Here is a 20,735-nt window from a genome sequence, read left to right on the forward strand (position 1 = left end):
CCTTTCGGTAGCTGGCAGGGACAGGGCGGGTTCAGTCCTGGGCGCGGCCCGTCGTCACTCGGGCGAGCATGAGGGCGACCAGGATGATTCCGCCGTAGATGGCCTGGATCCAGTGCGCCTGGACCTGCGCCTGGGTGAGCATGTTGTCGACGGCTCCGAGGAGCAGAACGCCCGTCAGGGCCCCGAACATGGTGCCCTTGCCGCCGTCGAGGCTGATCCCTCCGATCACGGCGGCCGCGAACACGGTGAAGATCATGTTCTGGCCCTGGTTGGCGTTGATGGCACCGACGTAGCCCGTCCGCATCAGGCCGCCCACCGCCGCGAGCACGCCCGCGGTGACGAACACGCCGAGCATCACCCGGTCCACGCGGATACCGGCCGCACGTGCCGCCTCGCGATTGCCGCCGATCGCGTAGAGCGAGCGGCCGACTCGGTGGTAGCGGAGTACCGCGCCCGCGACGGCGAAGGACACGGCCGCCACCCACACGGAGACCGGGACCCCCAGCAACGTGGTGGTCGCCATGGTGAAGAACGCGTCCGGCATGTCGAAGAGCGTCTTGCCCTCGGTCGCCCCGACGAGGACACCGCGCAGGATGATCAGCATCGCGAGCGTGACGATGAAGGCGTTGAGCTTCAGTTTCACCACGAGGACGCCGTTGAGCAGGCCGACCGCGGCGCCGACCAGCAGGATCGCCAGCATGGCCAGTGGGGTCGGCAGTTCGGTGCCGAAGCCCGCCTTCGCCGCCGGGAGCACCAGCAGCGCGCCGACCGCGGGCGCGATGCCGACGACCGACTCCAAAGAGAGGTCGAACTTGCCCGTGATGAGAACCAGCGCCTCGGCGAGGACCACCATCGCCAGCGCGGCCGACGACCCGAGGATCGAGATGATGTTGTTCTCGGTGAGGAAGGAGTCATTGACGAACGCGCCGATCACCATCACCACCAACAAGGCGGGCAGGAGGGCGAGTTCGCGGGCCCGGCGGTGCAGCACGGCTCGCGCGGTCCGCGCGTCGGGCACCCGCGGCTGCTTCACCGGCGGAGCCTTGGTGTCAGCCATGGTCCACTCCTTCGATGGAGGCGATCAGCTCGTGGTCGCGCCAGCCCGCCGGGTGTTCGGCGACGACACGGCCGTGGAAGAGGACGAGGACGCGGTCGCAGCGCCGCAGGTCGTCGAGTTCGTCGGAGACGACGAGCACGGCGGTGCCGTCCTCGCGTGCGCTGTCCATCCTGGCGAGCAGGGACTCCTTGGACTTCACGTCGACGCCCGCGGTGGGGTTGATGAGGACCAGGAACGTGGGATCGGAGGCGAGGGCCCGGGCCATCACGACCTTCTGCGCGTTGCCGCCGGACAGGTCGGAGACGGGCTGGTCGGGGCCCTCGGTGTGGATGTCGAGGCGGTCGATGAGGGCGGTGGCGAAGCGGCGCTTGCTGCCGGTGCCGACGAAGCCGTACCGGCCGAGCCTGTTCAGGACGCTCATGGTGGCGTTGTCGCCGATGCTCAGGCCGGCGACCAGGCCCTGCTCGTGCCGGTCACGGGGCACGCAGCCGACGCCCGCCTTGAGGGCCGCCTGCACATCGCCGAACGGGAGCCGTGCGCCGTCCAGTCGGGCGGTTCCGCCGGTCGGGGTGTGCAGTCCGGTGAAGGACTCGGCGAGTTCGATCTTGCCGCTGCCGCTGATGCCGGCCAGTCCGACGACCTCGCCGCGTCGGACGGTGAGGTCGATGTTCTGGTACGCCGGGGAGGTGAGCCCGCGGGCTTCGAGGAGGACGGGGGCGTCGTGGTCGACGTCCCCGGGGGCCACGGCCTGTTCGGCGATGGTGTCGATGGACTCCCCGGCCATGGCCTCCACCAGGGCCTGCCGCGGCAGTTCGGTGACCGGTGCGGTGGTGATCCAGCGGGCGTCGCGCAGCACGGTGACGGTCTGGCAGACCTCGTAGACCTCCTGGAGGTGGTGTGAGATGAACAGGAAGGTGACGCCGGAGTCCTGGAGCGCGCGCATGCGGACGAAGAGCCGCTCGATCTCTCGGTTGTCGAGCTGGGCGGTGGGTTCGTCGAGGACGATGAACCGGGCGCCGAAGCTCAACGCGCGGGCGATCTCCACCATTTGACGGTCCTCGACCTTGAGGTCGGCGGTGCGGGCCTCGGGGTCGACGCGCACGTCCCAGGTGTCGAGGAGCGCGGCGGCCTCGGACCTCAGGGTGCGCCAGCTGATGAAGCCGCGCCGCACGGGCTGCCGGTTGATGCTGTGTCCATCCGGAGGACAACCCCCGGACCCCCGGCCGCCCCTGACGCCTTTGACGCCTTTGACGCCCAGCCTCTTTGATGTGGCGGCGTGGATCTCGGCGAGGAAGAGATTCTCGGCAACCGTCATCTCAGGGACGAGCGTGGGCTTCTGGTAGACGCAGGCCACCTTGCGGCGCCAGGCGTCCCGGTCGGCGAGCGGGGGTGCGGGCTCGCCGTCGAAGCGGACCGTGCCCTCGTCGGCGGGCTGGAGTCCGGTGAGGATGTTCACCAGGGTGGACTTTCCGGCGCCGTTGCGGCCGACGAGGGCGTGGGACTCGCCGGGGAACACGGTGAGTCGGCCGTCGTACAGGGCGGTGGTGGGGCCGTACCGCTTGGTGATGCCACGCGCCTCGACAAGTGGGGTACTCATCCGACCGTGTTGCCCCACAGCTCGGGGTCGTCGACGTTGTCCTTCGTGACCAGCGGCGCGGGCAGTTGGTCCTCCAGGATGCCGCTGGGCAGCTTGACGATCTCGGAGCCGTGGTCGGTCGGGCCCGGTTCGAAGGTCTTCCCCTCCATCGCCGCCTTGATGTAGTACATGCCGTACTTGGCGTACAGGTCGGCGGGCTGGGAGACGGTGGCGTCGATCTCGCCCTTGCGGATGGCGTCGTACTCCTGCGGGATGCCGTCGTTGGAGACGATCGTGATGTGCCCCTCCTCGCCCGTCTTCTTCAGCATCCCCTTGGACCTCAGGGTCTGCAGCGTGGGCGCGAGGTAGACACCGCCGGCCTGCAGGTAGATGCCCTTGATGTCCGGGTTGGCGTTCAGGAGCGTGTCGAGCTTGGAGGCCGCGGTGTCGGACTCCCAGTCGGCCGGTATCTCCAGGACCGTCAGGTCGGGGTAGTTCTTCTTGATGCAGTCGCGGAACGCCTCGGAGCGGTCACGGCCGTTGACCGAGGCGAGGTCGCCCATGATCTGCACGACCTTGCCGGACGGGACCTGCTGGCCGAGGTACTCGCAGGCCTTCTCGCCGTACGCGACGTTGTTGGCGCGTACGACCATGGCGACCTTGCCCTTCTCGGGGGCCACGTCGACGGCGACCACGGGCACGTTCTTGCGCTCGGCCTGGTCCAGTCCCGCCTCGATGGCCGCGCTGTCCAGCGGGGCCACGACGAGGCCCTTCACGCCCTGGTTGAGCTGGTTGTTGATGTCGGTGATCTGCTGGGAGGGATCGCTGTTGGAGTTGACCGTCTTCAGCGCGTCCACGCCTTCGGACTCGGCCATCTTCGGTACGTAGTCGTTGTACGACTGCCAGAACGGCGAGGTCAGCAGGGGCAGGATCACCCCGACCTTGCCGCTGCCGTCGGCTCCGGCACTGCCGGACCCGGAGTCCTCGGTACTGCCGCATGCCGTGAGCACAAGGGCGCCGCAGACGGCCACCGCCGCCGCGCGCACCGCCCGCGGGGAAATCCGCACCATCCGCGGGGTAACTCGCCACCGTCCGTTCCGCATGGATCCGTCCGCCATCTGCCGGCTCCTCATCGAGCGTCATCGAGCGTGATCGAGCAGTTGCCCGCATATTTATCAGACCACTTCGCGCCGACAACACCCTCTCGCAGCAAATATTCACGGTTTCCGGCCATAGTGGTCCGACCACATCGAAGATTAGACTGCGGGCGCACCGGCGACAGGAGGAGTGGCGTGGACGAGACCGCCCCGCAGAAGGGCACGGTGACGCAACGCGCCATCGAGCAGATCAAGACGATGATCGCCGAGGGCCGGCTGGAGCCGGGCCAGCGGCTGCCGACCGAGCGCGATCTCGCGGTCCAGCTGGGCATCTCCCGCAGCTCGATGCGGGAGGCGATCCGCGCGCTCACGGTGCTCGGCGTCCTGGAGGCGCGGCACGGCTCCGGTATCTACGTCACCCAGCTCCAGGCCGGCGACCTGCTGGAGACCTTCGGTGTGGTCGCCGACCTGTCCCGCGGGCCGCGCCTCGTGGAGTTGCTGGAGGTCCGCCGCATCCTGGAGTCCACGGCGACCGCGCTGGCCGCCGCGCGCATCACCGCGGACCAGCTCGCCGAGGTGGAGAAGCACCTGACGGCGATGAACGCGACCGACGACCCCGACGAGATCCTCGCCCACGACCTCGCCTTCCACCGCGAGATCGCCGTCGCCGCCGGCAACGACACCATGGCCGCCATCCTGGAGGGCCTCTCCTCCCGCACCTTCCGCGCCCGCGTCTGGCGCGGCTACCAGGAGGAGGGCGCCTTCGCGCGCACCCGCCGCGAACACGCCGCGATCCACCGCGCCCTCGCCGCCCGCGACCCGGAGGCGGCACGGGCGGCGGCGGCCGCGCATGTGGGAGAGGTGGAGGAGTGGCTGCGGGCCCAGCTGGCCGGCTGAGCCCGCACCGTCAGGTCAGGCCCGCTGCAACCTCAGGGTCATCAGCTGGAACGGCCCCCAGCCGTACGGTGATCCCGGTGCCGTCACGCTGCGGCGAGGTCTCCCGCAGCGGCCGTTCCAGCAGGTCCGTCACCGCGACGTCCTCGACCTCGAACCCCGCGGTGAGCGTCGCGCGGGCGCGACCGCCGTGGGCTTCGTGGAACCGGACCACCACGTCACCGCTGCCGTCGTCGGCGAGCTTGACCGCGGTGACGACCACCGCGTCCCGGTCCACGCTCACCAGCGGCGCCACTTCGGACCCGCCGGTGATCCGCCGCTCGGGCAGGTGCCGACGAGGTGTAGAGCTCCCCCATGGCACCCACTTCGAACCGCGCGGCCTGCTCGCTCTGCTCGGGCGGCAGGCCGCCGACGAAGCACGGTGTGTTTCGAAAGTGCCGCCGTCCGCCCGAAGGGCGGGCTCCGGCAACCCCGCGAGCGTGCGTGCCTGACGCCGCGCGGCAGGCGGGACTTTCGAAGCACTCCCCTGGGCCCGCCGGGTGCGCATGGTCAGGCCGTGGCTGTCCGCCCTGTCCCGGGACAGCGTGGAGTTCGGGCGCACGGCGGCGACGGAACCGACCGCCCTGCCGGACGGCGGCCCGGCGCGCACCGTGCGGGTGCCGGTGCCGCGGTTGATCGTGCGGGACCGTACGGGCGCGGGGCGAGAATGACCCCGGCGGGGACAGGGTGAGCCCCAATGGGCACAATGGTCCCATGTGGTTCAAGGGAACAGTCCGTGTCGTGCTCGCCCTTGCGCTGTCGGCCGCCGTGGGCTGCACGTCGAGCGACAGCGACGACGACTCGGCGCGCACCAGCCCACCGTCGACGACCCGCGCCGCGGATCCCACGCCATCGTCTTCCCCGAGCCCGGTCGAGCCCGTGTCGCTCCCCGCCCTGATCCAGCGCGAGTACACCGGCTCCGACCTGAAGCTCGGCACCGTCGTGGACCGCAACGACGCCTACACCAGCTACGAGGTGACGTACGAGTCGAACGGGCTGACGATCTCGGGGCTCATGAACATCCCCGAAGGCGAGGGGCCGTTCCCGGCGCTGGTCCTGGCGCACGGCTATATCGACCCGGAGGTCTACACCACCGGCAGGGGATTCGCCCGCGAACAGGACCGCCTCGCCCGCAACGGGTATGTCGTCCTGCACACCGACTACCGCAACCACGCCGGGTCGGACAAGGACCCGGACGACAACGGCAACCTGCGGCTCGGCTACACCGAGGACGTCATCGGCGCGGCGAAGGCGCTGAAGGCGTCCGGGCGGCCGGAGATCGACGCCGACCGCATCGGGCTGATGGGCCGGTCGCTGGGCGGCGGTGTCGTCTACAACGTCCTGGCAGTGGCCCCGGGCCTGTTCGACGCCGCTGTCGCCTTCGCTCCGGTCAGCCCGCGCCCGGATGAGAACTTCGACCAGTTCCGGCTGCCCGGACAGGAGTCAGCCGGCGCCGAGGTCGAGGCCGAGCACGGCACACCCGAGGAGAACCCGGAGTTCTGGAACGGGCTCTCGCCGCTCACCTACGTCGACCGGGTCACCGAGCCGCTGCTGATCCACCACGGCACCGAGGACGAGACCTGCCCCATCTCCTGGACCCGGAACGCCGTGGACGCGTTCGAGAAGGCGGGCAAGGACGTGGAGCTGCGCACCTACCGCGGCGAGGGCCACACCTTCTACGGGCAGTGGCCGCGCTCGATGGAGACCACCATGGACTTCTTCGAGGAGAACCTGCGCTGAGCGGTGGCCACCAGGTCGCCGATGCCCTGGTGGCCACGGTGAGCCTCCTCCTCAGCTCACGTGCCTCAGCTCACATGCCAGACGGCGGACGGAAGCCGGTCGGGCGGGTACTGCACGAGCCGGCCGTCGTCCGGGCTCAGGGTCATCTGGGTGATGGCGTTGACGAGCCGGTAGCCGCCGGCGTCCGGCTCCAACTGCCAGCGCTGCAGGGTGTTCGCGGCGGCGCAGGCCTGCGCGGTCGCCGCGACGCCCGGCTGGAGCGGCACGTTGAGCGTCAGCTTGCCGCCGCGCACCTCCAGGCAGCCGTCCGCGGTCCGCAGGGTCACATAGCCGTCGGCCGTGCGCTGCACCTGGGCCGTGAACGACAGCCCGTCCGTCCGGAAGGTGTACGTCCCGTCGGCCACCGGCGTGCGCGTCAGATCCCGCCACCCGGGCGCGTGCCCCACAGCGGTGCCGCGCGCGGTGAACTCGGCGTATGTGGCGTCGGGTTGCGGATCACCCCAGGTGGCCTGGGCGATATGGCGCAGCGCGGGCCACAGCCGCTCGGCGACCTCGTTCTCGGTCTCCCCGCGGCCGTTGTCGGGCCAGAGGCTGATCTTCGCGCCGGTGATGCCGTCGGCCGAGGTGAGTTTCTCGCCCTCGAAGCTGCGGGGATCCCAGCTCTGCTCGTACAGGCCCCGGGTGTCGGAGTGGAAACCGCCGCGGACCAGGTACAGGGCGTACGCCGCGTTCATCACCGGGTAGCCCTGCGCGATGAGTTGACTCGGCTTCACGGCCACGTTCAGCCAGTGCTCGACCGTGGTGCCGGCCGCCACGGGCACGGTGTTGGCGCCGGTGAGCCCGTCGTTCCAGATGCGCAGCTCCTTGCCCTGGGCGCCCGCGTAGGCCTGGACGCGGTTGACGAAGTCGACGAACGCGTCCTGGGGTGTGGCGCCGGGGCCGTACTTCTCCCGCGCGTACTGAACGATGTGCGGGTACCTGGCGAAGTCGGAGCCGAGCATGTACTCGTCGGCGCCCATGTGCCAGGACGTGGACGTGAAGACCTGCGCGTATTCGTCGATCAGGCTCGTGTAGTAGTCGAAGGCCTCGGGCCGGGTGATGTCGAGTCGCGAGGGCTGCTTGTTGCCGTCGGTGTCGGTGAGTTGCAGGTCGGGGCGGTTCTCTATCCACGGGTCCATATGGCCCGGGGAGTTGATCTCGGGGATGATCTCGACGTGGTACTTGGCGCCGAGGGCGACGAGGTCGCGTATCTCGTCCTTGGTGTAGTAGCCCCAGGTGTTGGCCTCGGGGTGGGCGTCGCTCTGCACCTTCAGTTCGAGGAGGAGCTGGTTGACCTTGTTGTACGCCATCTCGCGGACGAGGTTCTCCAGCCAGGGCATCGAGACGTGGATGTAGCAGGCGCACACGCCGACGCCCCGCTCCGGATAGCGCGGTATGTCGATCGTGCGTCCGGCGGGGATCTGGTCGCCCTGCGCGAGGAGTTGCAGGACGGTCCGGGTGCCGTAGAAGGCGCCGGTCTCGGTCGCTCCGGTCACCGACAGCCGCTGGCCGGCGTGGAGCTCGTAGCCCTCGCTGCCCAGCGAGGTCCTGCCGGACTGTACGCCGATAACGATGTCACCGGCACGCGCCCCGTCGCCCACGACGGGAACCGTGCCGTGTCCGGCGTCCCTCAGGTCGTCGGCGAGGGTCTGGGCGACCCGGCGCTCGGCCTCGGAGTCGGCGACCAGACGAGTCCCGTCCCCGTAGTCATAACTGCCCGCCTCCGCCGTCCAGTTGGTCAGCGCGGGCACGGTGACCGGGGGCGCCGCCTGCTGCTGCGCCGTCGCCTGCGCCGGTACTCCGAAGAGCATCAGCACGGCGGCAAGGCCGGTCAGTGCGAACCGTCTCTTCCTTCGCTCAGCCATTCCACTCCACCCTGAAAACCGAGAAAGCCACTGATCGTCGGTGTGCGTGGATACGTACCCGTGAGCGGCTCCCATTCATCGGATGTCCGATGATTGAGCGGGCCCCGGACCCTGTCAATGGGGCGGAACGGCAGGATAGTTGAGGGATTGATCGGAGGACATGCTGTTCAGCGGGGGACTCCTGGGCACACCGGCACGAAAAGTCCAGGAACCTCCGCCCGAATGTCCGAGCCACGCCCCCTCTCGACGAGCCGCCCGGTCCCGGGCACAGTTCTCCCTACATATTCGCCGGTACACGCACTGTGAAGGAGCGCACGTGACCGACTGGACCGGCAGGACCGCCGTCGAGATCGCCGCCGCCGTACGGGAGAAGCGGGCCACCCCCCGGGAGGTGGTGGCCGAGCACCTGGCCCGGATCGAGCGGCTCGACGGCCGTGTCGGGGCGTTCCGTGTGGTGCGCGCTCAGGCGGCGCTCGCCGAGGCCGAGGAGGTGGCGGCGCGCGGGGACCTGGCCGAACTGCCGCTCGCCGGTGTGCCGGTGGCCGTCAAGGACAACCTCGCCGTGCGGGGCGAGTCGAACCGCAACGGCTCGGCCGCGACCCCGGACACCCCCGCCGACCACGACCATGTCACCGTGGCCCGGCTGCGGGCGGCCGGCGCGGTGGTGGTGGGTCTGACCAACGTGCCGGAGTTGTGTGTCTTCGGCACCAGCGAGGGCGTCCACGGCACGGCCCGCAACCCGTGGGACACGACGCGCTCGGCGGGCGGCTCCTCGGGCGGCAGCGCCGCCGCGGTCGCCGCCGGGCTGGTGCCGATCGCCCTCGGCAACGACGGCATGGGCTCGCTGCGCATCCCGGCGGCCAACTGCGGCCTCGTCACCATCAAGCCGGGCCACGGCGTGGTGCCCGCGGGGATCGGCGAGGGCGACTGGTTCGGCATGTCCGAGAACGGTCCGCTCGCGACGACCGTCGCGGACGCCCGTCTGATGCTGTCGGTCCTCGCCGACACCGATGCCGTACGACCGCACGAGCCGGCCTCACGCAAGGTCGCCGTGTCCCTGCGCAGCCCGCTCGCCGGCGTCACCATCAGCAAGCCGTATGCGGAGGCGACCCGGGAGGCCGCCGGGGTACTGGCCAAGGCGGGTCACCAGGTCCGGCGCGCGGACCCGCCGTACCCCCTGTCGCTGGGCTTCACCTCGCTCGCGCACTGGACGGCGGGAACGGCGGTGGACGCCAGGGATTTTGATCCGCGTCAGCTGACCCGGCGCACCCGGGTGCACGCCGCCGTGGGGCGGCGCTTCGTGGGCCGGGTCACCTCCGGTGACGGCAGGGAGCAGTTGCGCAGGAGGCTGGAGCCGTTCTTCGCCGAGCACGACGTGGTGCTCACCCCGGCGCTGGCCCGCCGCTCCCCCAAGGCCGTGGCCTGGCACGAGCGGGGCTGGCTGCGCAACGTGCTCGCCGACACCAACTACTCCCCGCTGACTCCGCCGTGGAACCTCACCGGCTGGCCCGCGCTGGCCGTCCCGTTCGGCTCCCTGCCCTCGGGCGCCCCCTGCGCCGTACAACTCGCGGGACCCCCAGGCACGGAGGCGGTGCTGCTGGAACTGGCGGAGCAGATGGAGAAGCTGCGTCCGTGGCGGCGGACGGCTCCCCTCGACTAGGGCGGGTTTCAGGGGGCGCGGAGTTCAGGGGGCGCGGGATTCACGCGCCCCCTGCGGCTGCGATCGCGAAGGGGCCTGGCTCGGGTCGTCAGTCGACGCTGGGCAGGATGTGGGGCTCGGCGAGGTCGTCCTCGTAGCCGGCCAGGCGGATGGGGGCCGAACGGGCCCACACGTCGAGACTGCCGATCTCTCCGGGCCGCCGGCCCGCGCGCTCCGGGCGTTCCTTGGGGCGCTGTTCGCGATTCGTCTTCTCCGGTGTCACCGCGCACTCCTCATGTGTCGGGTCACCCTCGGGGCGTGCCGGCCACTCTGCTGCTGTGCGCCTGACGCCCGCTCGGGTCTGGGTCGAGATCAGTTCGGACGCGGTGGCGCCGGCAACGGACGATGGGTGTGGGTAGGACCCCGTACTGCTGCCCGTCCCCACCAGAGTAACCAAATGAGCGGGGGTCCGCTCGATGGGGCTGAAAGCTTGGCGTAACCGTCACAAGTCACCCGTGTTCATTGGGTAATGATATGCCCTGTTTTGCCATGAGATGCCCTGCGCGAATATCACTCGTTCGGCCTACAACGGTGAGGACGTATTCGAGACAGCCGTGTCAGTCGTCGCGCAGTTCAAGTCCCGTTGGCTGTGCCGAAAGCTCGCCATGATCTGCTCCCGTGAGAATACGGCTGTCTCGCGGGAGGACTGACGCATGGAACTGCGCAGCGTCGAGGAGCTGATGGATCTGCTGTATGCGTGCCGGGGCGCATGGGACACCCGGCAGCGCGCCGGTGACCGCGTCGATCTGCACGATCACGCCCTGCGGACCGCCGCGTTGCTGCGCCGCAGCCGCCCCGCCGACAAGGAACTCCAAGTAGCGGGCCTGGTGCAGCCCGTCGGGCAGCTGCTGTGGCCCGGTGACACGGCCGGGCACGACGACCGTACGGCCGACGCGGTGCGGGGCCTGCTCGGTGAACGGGTCTCCCGCCTCATACGCCGCCACTCCCGGCTCGGCACTCCCGCGGACGACGACCTGGTCAGCCTGCGTCAGGCCGAGGAGGAGGGCCGCGGCGCGGGGTTCGACGCCGGGGTGCTGGAGGACTGGCGCACGGTGCTGGAGCTGGTGGCCGCGCGCAACTCACCCCTGGGGGCCGTCGACTGACGGCCCCTTCCTCGTCCGCCGGCCTCACCACTTGCCCGGCGCGTAGTCCTTCAGGAAGACGCCGTACAGGTCCTCGCCCTGCTCGCCGCTGACGATCGGGTGGTAGACGCGGGCCGCACCGTCGATCAGGTCGAGGGGCGCGTGGAAGCCGGCCTCGGCCAGGCGCAGCTTGTCGTAGTGCGGGCGCTCGTCGGTGATCCAGCCGGTGTCGACGGAGGTCATCAGGATGCCGTCGGTCTGGAACATCTCCTGGGCGCTGGTCCGCGTCACCATGTTCATCGCGGCCTTGGCGGCGTTGGTGTTCGGGTGGCCCGCGCCCTTGTAGCCCCGGCCGAACACGCCCTCCATCGCCGAGACGTTGACGACGTACGCGCGCTTGCTGGGCGCCTTGCGCGCGGCGTCGGCCAGCACCGGCCGCAGCTTGCTGATCAGGATGAACGGCGCCGTGTAGTTGCACAGCTGCGTCTCCAGCAGCTCCACCGGCGAGATCTGCTCGATGGACTGGACCCAGGTGTTGGAGTCGACGACGTCGGGGACCAGGCCGCCCGCGTCGATGGCGGTGCCGTCGCGGTGCCGCTCCACACTGGCGTTGCCGGCGACCAGGGCGAGATCGGCCACCTTCTGCGCATCGAGGCCGGTGACGCCGACGGGGAGTGCGGCGAGGCCGTCGACGGCGCCGGAGCCGAAGGCGCCGATGACGTGGTGGGCGGGCAGTTCACCGGCGGGCAGCGGGGCGCTCTCTCCCTCGACCAGCGCGGCGTACGCGGAGGGCAGGCGGCGTACCGTCTGGGTGGCGTTGTTGATCAGGATGTCCAACGGGCCCTGCCCGGCGATCTGGTCGGCCAGGGCCACGGCCTGGGCGGGGTCGCGCAGGTCGATGCCGACGACCTCCAGGCGGTGGATCCAGTCCGCCGAGTCGTCCATGGCCTTGAAGCGGCGGATGGCGTCCTTCGGGAACCGCGTGGTGATCGTGGTGTGCGCGCCGTCCCGCAGCAGCCGCAGCGCGATGTACATGCCGATCTTGGCGCGGCCGCCGGTGAGCAGAGCACGCCTGCCGGTGAGGTCGGCGCGGGAGTCGCGGTGGGCCCGGTTCTCGGCGGCGCACTTCTGACAGAGCTGGTGGTAGAAGTAGTCGACCTCGACGTACCGGGTCTTGCAGGTGTAGCAGGAGCGCGGGCGCTGGAGTATCCCCGCGATCCTGCCCTCCTCGGTCCGCGAGGACGGCAGGAGGCCCTCGGTCTCGTCGTCGATCCGCTCGGCGGAACCGGTCGCCGTGGCCTCCGTGACCGTCTTGTCGTGCGCGGTCTTGGCGGCCCGGCGCTCTTGGCGGCGGCGCTGCTTGACCGTGCGGTAGATGCCCGCGGTGGCCCGCCGCACGGCGATCGCGTCGGGGTGGTCGACCTCCAGCTTGTCGAGTTCCTCCAGCACGCCGAGGCAGACGGCCAGCCGCTCAGGGTCGATGCCGGGCCCGTACACGACCTCGTCCGTGGTCGCCGCGCCGTCCTCTGTCACCGTCATCGCCGCTGCCGTTTCCTGATCCACCGCGCGGCGCTCCGGTCGAGTCCGCTTTCGAACGAGGAATTTTACGGAGCACCGGCCCGCACGCCAAACCTGCGCTGATCACGGCTTCCGCCCGGCGACCGGTGATCGCATCCGCGGCACCCAGGAACCACGGGCAACGCTCGCACCCACCTCGGTGCACGACGCGCGGACGGCGACCACATCGCCGGGGACACGGCGCACGGACGACGATCACACAGCCCGGTACACGGCACAGGAACGGCAATCCCACCCCCGCCGGTCAGGAACCACAGGACGATCACGTCCACGCCGCCACGACGCACAGACAACGACCACACCCGCCCCCGCCACAGACCGCATGCGACGATCCCCCACCGGCCACGGCGCGCAAGCAGTCCCCTCACTCCCACCGGCCACAGCGCGCAAGCACCCCCCACTCCCACCGGCCACAGCGCGCAAGCAGCCCCCCACTCCCACCGGCCACAGCGCGCAAGCAGCCCCCACTCCCACCGGCCACAGCGCGCAAGCAGCCCCCCACTCCCACCGGCCACAGCGCGCAAGCAGCCCCCACTCCCGCCGGTCACGGCGCGCAAGCGGTGATCAGGGTCTTTACCTCCTCGGTCAGGGCGGTGGCGAGGCGGTCGAGGTCCGGGACGGCTTGGGCGTCGGCGACGAGGCCGTAGTGGACTCGGCCGCGGTAGGTGGAGATGGCGACGGCGAGGGACTGGCCTCGGGCCAGGGGGGCGAACGGGTAGACCTCGGTGAGGGTGTGTCCGCCGAGCTTGAGGCCGAGGCCGGGCAGGGGGACGCTGGTGACGAGGATGTCGAACCAGAGGCGCGCACCCTGGCTGACCAGGGGTCCCCCGAGCCGGTGGGCGAGCGCCGGGACGTGGTCGGCGAGCAGCGCGACCGCACCGGCGCCGCGGCCCGGTCCGGCGTCCTTCTTGCGGTCCATGGCCGCGCGGACCGTACCGAGCCGGCCGAGCGGGTCGGGGTCGCCGACGGGGAGCCTCATCAGGTACCCGGAGAGCCGGTTGCCCTGCGGGTGGGCGGTACGCGGACGGCGTTTGGAGACGGGGATCAGGGCACGGGGCGCGACGCCCTCGCTGCCGTCGCCACGCTCGTCGAGCCAGCGGCGCAGGGCGCCGGCGACGACGGCGATCAGCACGTCGTTGACGGTGCCGCCGACGGCCTTGCGGACGATGTGCACATCGTCGATGTCGACGACGGCACCGGCGGTGCTGCGGGTGCCGCTGGGCTCGGTGGTGAGCGCGGGCGAGGAACTCACGCCCAGGTTGGACAGGGCGACGGAGGCGCCGATGTCGAGGGCCCGGCCCACATCGGACAGGGCGCCCCGCAGCAGCTCCGGCAGCCTGCGCACGTCCGGGAGCGGGCCGCGCCTGGGCGGTTCGGGGCGCGGCCGGCGCTCGGGCATGTCGATCGGGTCGAGGACCGCGGCGGCGAGCGTCAGCGCCCGCAGCCCGTCGGCCAGCGCGTGGTGGAACTTGAACAGCACCGCGAACGAGACGCCGTCCTCCCCCGGCAGCACATGCGCCTCCCACGGCGGGCGGCAGCGGTCCAGCGGGCGCTCCATGAGCCGCCCCGCCACCTCGTGGAAGTCCGCGGCCGGGGCATGCAGCCGGATGTGGTCCAGGGGGTCGAAGTCGGCGACGGGCACACGGGCGGCGCCACCGAAGGCGGACGCGGGCGTCGGCGGGAACGTGAGCGGCTGCCAGACGTCCCGGATCCGCATCCGCAGTCCGGGCACGGCGGCGGCCCGGGCGGCGAGCAGATCGGCCGCGTGGGCACCGGCGGTGGGCGAGTTCGCGGCGAAGACGCCGAGCGCGCCCAGGTGCATGGGGTTCCGGTCGGACTCGATGTTCCAGAACGCCAGGTCGAGAGGTGCGAGCAGGTCAGAAGTCAATGGCTTGCCTCGCGTCGACGATGGGTGAGTCTGCAGTCAACCGCCCCCAACCAATTACGGTCAAGTACGATCAGGCTACGCACAGTTAACAAGAGATTAAGTCCCGCCGCTCGTGAAAGCGGCGGGACTCATGAGGTGTCTGGGTTTACTTCAGTGCGGGCGGCGCCGCCTCCGCCGACGTTCCCCACTCAGACGGGCGCGAGCCGACCGTGAAATCGAGCGACCGCAGGGACCGCAGATCGGCGGTGGTCAGATACGTCCGCCCGTAGTCCGCCCCGTCCGTCCGGGCCGACTGGATTTGACGTGCAACCTCTCCCTGGAGGGAGAGGATTCTGGCCTTCCGGTCCGGAGTCTGCGCCGCTACGCGGCGTGGGCTTCGGCATGGATTCCTTGGCTTCCTGCTTCTTCGCACCCCGCCATGGCCTTCGGACATGGTCTTCCGGGTGCTCCACAGGCGTGCACCGCTCGCCCAGCGGCGTTCTCCACGTTCACTGCGGCGTTCACGTCACGGTCCAGGTGCGTGCCGCAGGCCGGGCAGTTCCACCGCCTGACGTGGAGGGGTTTGGGTCCGTCCACATGGCCGCAGACCGAGCAGCGGCGCGTCACCGGGTCGCCGGTCATGATGTTCGTCTCGACGGTGCCGTAGCCCCACTTGGGCAGCCAGCCGCTCTCCTCGTCGATCTTGATCACCGAGATCGCCATGTCCCGGGCCCTACGAGACGTGCTGCCCCTTCCCCAGCGCGATCACCCCGCCCTTGGACACCGTGTACAGCTCCGCGTCCCGGTCCGGGTTGACGCCGATCGTCGCGCCCGGCGGTACCTCGACGTTCTTGTCCAGCACGGCGCCCCGCACGACCGCGCCCCGGCCGATGTGCACGTTGTCGTGCAGCACCGAGCCCTGGACGACCGCTCCCGGATCGACCACGACGCCCGGCGACAGCACGGACCGCGTGACCTGACCGCGGATCAGGCACCCGGCGCTGATGATGGACTCCCCCGCGATGCCGCCCGCGTTGAAGCGGGCCGGGGAGAGCTGGCCGGAGTGGGTGTATATGGGCCACTGCCGGTTGTAGAGGTTGAAGGCGGGGCGCTCGGCGATGAGGTCCATGTGGGCGTCGTAGTAGGCGTCGAGGGTGCCGACGTCACGCCAGTAGCCCTGGTCGCGGGTGGTCTCGCCGGGGACGTGGTTGTCGCTGAAGTCGTACAGCTGGGCCTCACCGCGCTCGGTGAGCTGCGGGAGGATCGAACCGCCCATGTCGTGCACGGAGTTGCGGTCCTCGGCATCCCGCTGGAGCGCCTCGATCAGGGCCTTGGTGGTGAAGATGTAGTTCCCCATCGAGGCGAAGACGGACTCGGGGTCGTCGGGCAGACCGGGCGGGTCGGCGGGTTTCTCCAGGAACTGCTGCACGGTACGGCCGTCGGAGGCGGAGCTGATCACGCCGAAGGACGACGACTCACTGCGCGGGACGCGTATCCCGGCCACCGTCACACCCGCGCCGTTCTCGATGTGCTGGGCGAGCATCTGGCGCGGGTCCATGCGGTACACGTGGTCGGCGCCGAACACCGCCACGTACTCGGGACGTTCGTCGTAGACGAGGTTCAGCGACTGGAGGATCGCGTCCGCGCTGCCCAGGAACCAGCGCGGTCCGAGCCGCTGCTGGGCCGGGACCGGGGTGACGTAGTTGCCGAGCAGGCTGGACATCCGCCAGGTGGTGGTGATGTGCCGGTCCAGCGAGTGCGACTTGTACTGCGTCAGGACGCAGATGCGCAGGATGTCGCCGTTGACGAGGTTGGAGAGGACGAAGTCGACGAGGCGGTAGGTGCCGCCGAAGGTGACCGCGGGTTTTGCGCGGTCCGCGGTCAGGGGCATCAGGCGCTTGCCTTCTCCACCCGCCAGTACGATTCCGAGCACCGAAGGTCCGCCACGCCGCATGGCCACTCCCCTCACCCTGGTTGACCATGATGTGCCCTTGCTCAGCGGCCACTAAGCCTGATCAAGGATCTTCCGCCGTCCTACCCCTGTTTGAGGATCTCCCGGTAGAGCCGGACCGTCCTGCGGGCGACCGCGTCCCAGCCGAACTCCCCTACCGCGCGCTCCCGTCCGGCCTCGCCCATGCGCCGGGCCTTCTGCGGGTCGGCGAGCACCGCGTCCAGGGCGGCTGCCAGGTCCGCCTCGAAGGGCCCTTCGGTGTCCACCAGCAGACCGGTCACTCCGTGCTCCACGACCTCCGGGATGCCGCCGACTCGTGAGGCCACGACCGGAGTTCCGCAGGCCATCGCCTCCAGATTGACGATGCCGAGGGGTTCGTACACCGAGGGGCAGACGAACACGGCCGCGTGGGTGAGGAGTTGGATCACGTCGGTCCGCGGCAGCATCTGCGGGATCCAGTGCACGCCGGCGCGGACGCCGCTGAGTTCCTGGAACAGCTCCCGGAACTCCTGGTCGATCTCCGGAGTGTCGGGGGCGCCAGCGCACAGCACGACCTGCGCGGCCGGGTCGATGTCCCGTACCGCGCGCAGCAGATGGGGCACGCCCTTCTGGCGGGTGATACGGCCGACGAACAGGACGTACGGGCGGTCAAGGTCGAGGCCGATGCGGGTGAGGGCCTCGGTGCCGGGGTCGGGGCGGTAGAGGGTGGTGTCGATGCCGTTGTGGACGACATGGACCTTCGCCGACTCCAGCGTGGGGTAGCAGCCGAGGATGTCCTCGCGCATGGCGCCGGATACGGCGATCACCGCGTCGGCGGCCTCGATCGCGGTGCGCTCGGCCCAGCCCGACAGGGCGTATCCACCGCCGAGTTGCTCGGCCTTCCAGGGGCGCAGCGGTTCCAGGGAGTGCGCGGTCATCACATGCGGGATGCCGTACAGGAGCTTGCCGAGGTGGCCGGCGAGGTTGGCGTACCAGGTGTGGGAGTGGACGAGTTCGCGGCCTTCGAGGGCGGCGGTCATGGCCAGGTCGACGGAGAAGGTGCGCAGCGCGTCGTTGGCGGTGTCGAGGGCGGGCCAGGGGCGGTGCCGCAGCACGCCCTCCGCCCGGCCCTCGCCCCAGCAGTGCACGTCCAGGTCGACGAGGTCGCGCAACTCCCGGGCGAGGAACTCGACATGGACGCCCGCGCCGCCGTACACGTCCGGGGGGTACTCCCGGGTCAGCAGTCCCACTCGCACCCGCAACCCCCTGTCTCAGCGCCCGGCCCCTTCATGGTCACCCAGATGCGGCGCCCGGGGAAGAGCGCGGGGGTCGTGTGAAGCAACAGTCGCCGCAGACGCCTCCGCCCGGCAGGCGGTAGTAGAGGCAGCAGCTGCGGCGCCGGAAGGCGGTGCCGGTAAGGGTTCCGGTGTCCGCCAGCAGGGGGTGGCCGAGAAGCGCCGTGGTCAGGGTGCGGGTCCGGGCGGCCACTTCGGGGCGGCCGTCGGCCCGCGCCCAGAGGTCCAGTTGCCGGGCGGCTCCCGCCAGCGCGGAGGCGGCGTTGCCCCACAGCAGGCCGGTGGCGACGCGGTGGCGGGTGTGCAGGGCCGCCGTCAGGGGCTCCAGGTGGGCGTGGAGCACGGTGTCGGCGAGGGTCGCCGCGTCCCCGGGCAGCGGACGCAGCCGCGTCAGCCAGAGGTCGTCGGGTGCGCTGCCGTCGGGGTCCCAGCACAGCAGCCGCGGATCGAGGTCGGGGATCCGGCCGTACAGCACCGCGCAGCCGAGCGCCGCCGACCACAGCCGGGCCGCGAGCCCCTGCTGTGCCACGGAGGCGGCGATCCGCGGCTCGGGAGCGTGCAGGGCGTCCGCCACCATGTGGATGCGGAGAGTCAGCGGATTCCGGTACATGTCCGGCGCGGTTTCGGCATATGCCTCCGCGAGTGTCGGCAGTGGCCGACGCGGCGCTCCGGTGGTGCGCAGCACGAAGAACCCGCCGAGCGGGCGGAGCGCGGCGAGGTCGGGGTCGAGGTCCACGAAGAGCAGTAGTACCAAGGCCCGTAGGGGTTGCCCCCAGGGGGGCCATGAGAGCTGTCACCCGCCTGTGGGAGGACGGAGGCGCGGTCGTACTCCAACGGCAGTAGGACCCATTGGGTGCTCAGGTACGACGACGGGAAGGGTTTTTCACGAGATCGTGTTCGCATGGAAGACGATCGATCGCCGGTTCGGGCTCCGCGCCCCCGCCCCACGCAGAGGAGCAGCTCATGAGTGCCCTCGCGTTGTCCGTCGTGCTGTCGCTGATCTCCGCTGTGGCGTACGCGGGCGGTGCGATCGTGCAGGAGCGCGTCGCGGAGTCGTCTCCCGACCAGCAGTACGCGCCGCTGCGCCGGCCGAGCTGGTGGGCGGCGGTGGCGTTGAACGGCCTCGGCGGTCTGCTGCACGTGGCGGCGCTCGCGTACGGACCGCTGAGCGTGGTCCAGCCGCTGGGGGCGCTGACCATCGTGTTCGCGCTGCCGATGGCGGCGATGTTCGTGGGCCGCAGGTCCGGGGCGACCGCCTGGCGGGGCGCGATCATGGCGACCGTCGGACTCGCGGGTCTCCTCTCTCTGGTCGGCACGGCCGACACGCAGTCGCTGGATTCCACCCAGCGGGCGGCCGTGGCCCTGGTCACGGCGGGTGCCGTCGTGGCGCTGATGATCGCGGGCCGGGCCGCGCACCGGCTTCCGGCGGTGCGGAGCATGCTGCTGGCCACGGCGTCCGGCATAGCGTTCGGCATGTCCTCGGTGTTCACCAAGGCGGTCACGGTCGACTGGAGCGGCGGGGTCTCGGCGTCCGACCTGCCGTCTCTGGCCACCATCGGCGTCTTCGCCACGGCCGGACTGCTGCTCTCCCAGGCCTCCTACCGCGGCGCCGGACTCGCGGCCCCGCTGGCCACACTGACGGTCGTGAACCCCGTACTGGCGGCGGCGGTCGGCATCACGATGTTCGGCGAAACCTTCCGCTACGGCACCACGGGCACCGTGCTCGCCCTGGGCTGCGGCGTCGTGGCGGCGGGCGGGCTGATCCTGCTGACGACGGAGCGGATCGGGCGTACGACGCAGCCGGCGGCAGCCGAGCCCTCGGCCGCGCCGGCGCCCGTGGCCGAGCCGACGCCCGTCGAGGAGGTGCTCGCGCAGCACTCCGGTGACTCCCCCGAGGCCGTCAAGGAACTGCTCGCGCAGCCCGCGGCCGAACTGCCGACGGAGGCTCCGGTCCCGGCGCAGACGCCGGCGCCGGACCTCGAAAAGGAGGAGGGGCCGGACACCGGCGTGCCCCCGGTGCAGTACGGCCCCCTCTACATCGGTCCGTACATCCCGGGGCCGGTCCTGGACCGGCACCGCACGCGGATCAGATCCTGACGCCGCCGGCCCGGAGGTACGCCACCGGGTCGACGTCCGTGCCGAAGCCGGGCCCCGTCCGCACCTCGAAGTGCAGATGCGGGCCCGTGCTGTTGCCCGTGGACCCGGAGCGGCCGATGCGCTGCCCGGTGCCCACGCCCTGCCCGGTCTTCACGGAGATCGCCGAGAGGTGCGCGTACTGCGTGTAGCGGCCGTCGGCGTGCCGGATCACCACCTGGTAGCCGAAGGAGCCTTCCCAGCCGGCGCTGACGACCCGCCCCTCCCCGACGGCCTTCACGGAGGTCCCCGTGGGGACGGCGAAGTCGACGCCCGTGTGATAGCCCAAGGACCAGGAGGAACCCGACTTGTGGTACGGCGTACCGGTCGCGGCGCTCACCGGTGCGACGAGTCCGCTCTTGCGGGTCTCGTTTCTGGGCTCGCTTCTCGGCTCGGATCTGGGCTCGCTTCTGGGCTCGCTTCTGGGCTCGCTCTCGGAGGCGGGCGCTTTGGGAGCCGACTCGCGCTTCGGGGCGGGCGCCTTGGGTGCCTGCTCGGCGGTCGTGCTCGTCGTCGAGGAGGCACTGCCACGCAGGCTGAGCCGCTGGCCGGGCAGGATCAGGTCGGGGTCCGCGCCGATCGTCTTCCGGTTGGCGGCGTACAGCCCCTGCCAACCGCCCCGTACGTCCTGCTTGTCGGCGACCCCGGAGAGGGTGTCGCCCCTGACGACGGTGTACATCTCGGCGGTGCCCGCCCGGGACTGGGGCGTGCTCTGCGGCTGCACGTCGGCCAGGGAACTCTTGGGGGTACGCGGGGCCGTGCTCGTGCTGCTGCCGCCCGGGTCGATGTCGGGTGCGTCACCGCCCCGGGTCAGCCCGGCCTCGACCGAGCACGTCGGCCAGGC

At 70.9% G+C, this 20,735-nt stretch carries 15 protein-coding genes and 4 pseudogenes; 6 read left to right on the plus strand and 13 right to left on the minus strand.

The features are described 5' to 3' along the window. Window positions 1-31: 31 nt before the first annotated feature. Genes GFH49_RS03705 through GFH49_RS03715 form a run of 3 tightly spaced genes read right to left on the minus strand, consistent with a single transcriptional unit; the run spans window position 32 to window position 3,703 of the window. Window positions 32-1,057, minus strand: a complete 1,026-nt coding sequence (locus GFH49_RS03705; protein WP_155054284.1) for an ABC transporter permease — start codon at window positions 1,055-1,057, stop codon at window positions 32-34. Next, window positions 1,050-2,654 (minus strand): sugar ABC transporter ATP-binding protein, encoded by a 1,605-nt coding sequence (locus GFH49_RS03710; protein ID WP_155054285.1) that lies wholly within the window; start codon window positions 2,652-2,654, stop codon window positions 1,050-1,052. The genes GFH49_RS03705 and GFH49_RS03710 overlap by 8 nt, the downstream gene beginning before the upstream one ends. Continuing rightward, complete coding sequence (locus tag GFH49_RS03715; protein ID WP_230396143.1) at window positions 2,651-3,703, minus strand: sugar ABC transporter substrate-binding protein; 1,053 nt, start codon at window positions 3,701-3,703, stop codon at window positions 2,651-2,653. The genes GFH49_RS03710 and GFH49_RS03715 overlap by 4 nt, the downstream gene beginning before the upstream one ends. Window positions 3,704-3,925: 222 nt before the next feature. On the opposite strand from GFH49_RS03715, the gene GFH49_RS03720 reads away from it, so the two are divergent. Beyond that, window positions 3,926-4,627, plus strand: coding sequence for a FadR/GntR family transcriptional regulator (locus GFH49_RS03720; protein WP_155054287.1), 702 nt, complete (start codon window positions 3,926-3,928; stop codon window positions 4,625-4,627). A 15-nt stretch (window positions 4,628-4,642) separates the two neighbouring features. On the opposite strand, the pseudogene GFH49_RS03725 reads toward GFH49_RS03720, so the two are convergent. Next, window positions 4,643-4,961 (minus strand): annotated as a pseudogene (locus GFH49_RS03725) (glycosyl hydrolase-related protein); the annotation flags it as partial. A gap of 205 nt (window positions 4,962-5,166) precedes the next feature. On the opposite strand from GFH49_RS03725, the pseudogene GFH49_RS03730 reads away from it, so the two are divergent. Together GFH49_RS03730 and GFH49_RS03735 are read left to right on the plus strand one after the other, a co-directional pair. Next, window positions 5,167-5,334: pseudogene (locus tag GFH49_RS03730) on the plus strand (LacI family transcriptional regulator); the annotation flags it as partial. A 43-nt stretch (window positions 5,335-5,377) separates the two neighbouring features. Continuing rightward, the gene (locus GFH49_RS03735) at window positions 5,378-6,403 is read left to right on the plus strand and encodes an alpha/beta hydrolase family protein (RefSeq protein WP_155054288.1); all 1,026 of its coding nucleotides are present in this window, start codon (window positions 5,378-5,380) and stop codon (window positions 6,401-6,403) included. Window positions 6,404-6,468: 65 nt separating this feature from the next. On the opposite strand, the gene GFH49_RS03740 is transcribed toward GFH49_RS03735, so the two are convergent. Then, a complete protein-coding gene (locus GFH49_RS03740) occupies window positions 6,469-8,307 on the minus strand; it encodes a glycoside hydrolase family 20 protein (RefSeq protein ID WP_155054289.1) in 1,839 nt (612 codons plus the stop codon). Between the two features lie 316 nt (window positions 8,308-8,623). Between GFH49_RS03740 and GFH49_RS03745 the strand changes: the two genes are divergently transcribed. After that, window positions 8,624-9,967: an amidase gene (locus tag GFH49_RS03745; RefSeq protein ID WP_155054290.1), complete on the plus strand. Its 1,344-nt coding sequence runs from the start codon at window positions 8,624-8,626 to the stop codon at window positions 9,965-9,967. Window positions 9,968-10,055: 88 nt separating this feature from the next. On the opposite strand, the gene GFH49_RS03750 is transcribed toward GFH49_RS03745, so the two are convergent. After that, a complete protein-coding gene (locus tag GFH49_RS03750) occupies window positions 10,056-10,229 on the minus strand; it encodes a hypothetical protein (RefSeq protein WP_107472678.1) in 174 nt (57 codons plus the stop codon). A 430-nt stretch (window positions 10,230-10,659) separates the two neighbouring features. Between GFH49_RS03750 and GFH49_RS03755 the strand changes: the two genes are divergently transcribed. Continuing rightward, complete coding sequence (locus GFH49_RS03755) at window positions 10,660-11,109, plus strand: hypothetical protein (RefSeq protein WP_155054291.1); 450 nt, start codon at window positions 10,660-10,662, stop codon at window positions 11,107-11,109. Between the two features lie 24 nt (window positions 11,110-11,133). On the opposite strand, the gene GFH49_RS03760 is transcribed toward GFH49_RS03755, so the two are convergent. The 6 genes and pseudogenes from GFH49_RS03760 to GFH49_RS03785 all read right to left on the minus strand — a co-directional run bounded on the left by GFH49_RS03760 (window position 11,134) and on the right by GFH49_RS03785 (window position 18,512). After that, on the minus strand, window positions 11,134-12,627 hold the full coding sequence (locus GFH49_RS03760; RefSeq protein WP_155054292.1) for an SDR family NAD(P)-dependent oxidoreductase: 1,494 nt from the start codon (window positions 12,625-12,627) through the stop codon (window positions 11,134-11,136). Between the two features lie 583 nt (window positions 12,628-13,210). Continuing rightward, a complete protein-coding gene (locus GFH49_RS03765; RefSeq protein WP_155054293.1) occupies window positions 13,211-14,554 on the minus strand; it encodes a wax ester/triacylglycerol synthase family O-acyltransferase in 1,344 nt (447 codons plus the stop codon). Between the two features lie 492 nt (window positions 14,555-15,046). After that, window positions 15,047-15,271 (minus strand): annotated as a pseudogene (locus GFH49_RS41375) (zinc ribbon domain-containing protein); the annotation flags it as partial. Beyond that, window positions 15,267-16,487, minus strand: coding sequence for a glucose-1-phosphate adenylyltransferase (gene glgC, locus GFH49_RS03775; RefSeq protein WP_155054294.1), 1,221 nt, complete (start codon window positions 16,485-16,487; stop codon window positions 15,267-15,269). The pseudogene GFH49_RS41375 and the gene glgC, both read right to left, overlap by 5 nt. A gap of 80 nt (window positions 16,488-16,567) precedes the next feature. Further along, a complete protein-coding gene (glgA, locus tag GFH49_RS03780) occupies window positions 16,568-17,719 on the minus strand; it encodes a glycogen synthase (RefSeq protein WP_155054295.1) in 1,152 nt (383 codons plus the stop codon). Between the two features lie 37 nt (window positions 17,720-17,756). Beyond that, window positions 17,757-18,512, minus strand: coding sequence for a (2Fe-2S)-binding protein (locus tag GFH49_RS03785; protein ID WP_196217837.1), 756 nt, complete (start codon window positions 18,510-18,512; stop codon window positions 17,757-17,759). A 209-nt stretch (window positions 18,513-18,721) separates the two neighbouring features. On the opposite strand from GFH49_RS03785, the gene GFH49_RS03790 reads away from it, so the two are divergent. Continuing rightward, a complete protein-coding gene (locus GFH49_RS03790) occupies window positions 18,722-19,855 on the plus strand; it encodes a DMT family transporter (protein ID WP_155054296.1) in 1,134 nt (377 codons plus the stop codon). Here the strand turns inward: GFH49_RS03790 and GFH49_RS41380 are convergent. Continuing rightward, window positions 19,845-20,243: pseudogene (locus tag GFH49_RS41380) on the minus strand (M23 family metallopeptidase); the annotation flags it as partial. The gene GFH49_RS03790 and the pseudogene GFH49_RS41380 overlap by 11 nt on opposite strands. Window positions 20,244-20,735: the final 492 nt, after the last annotated feature.

Origin of the sequence: Streptomyces blattellae (assembly GCF_009709555.1) — a bacterium.
In the GTDB taxonomy this organism is placed as follows: Bacteria; Actinomycetota; Actinomycetes; order Streptomycetales; family Streptomycetaceae; genus Streptomyces; species Streptomyces blattellae.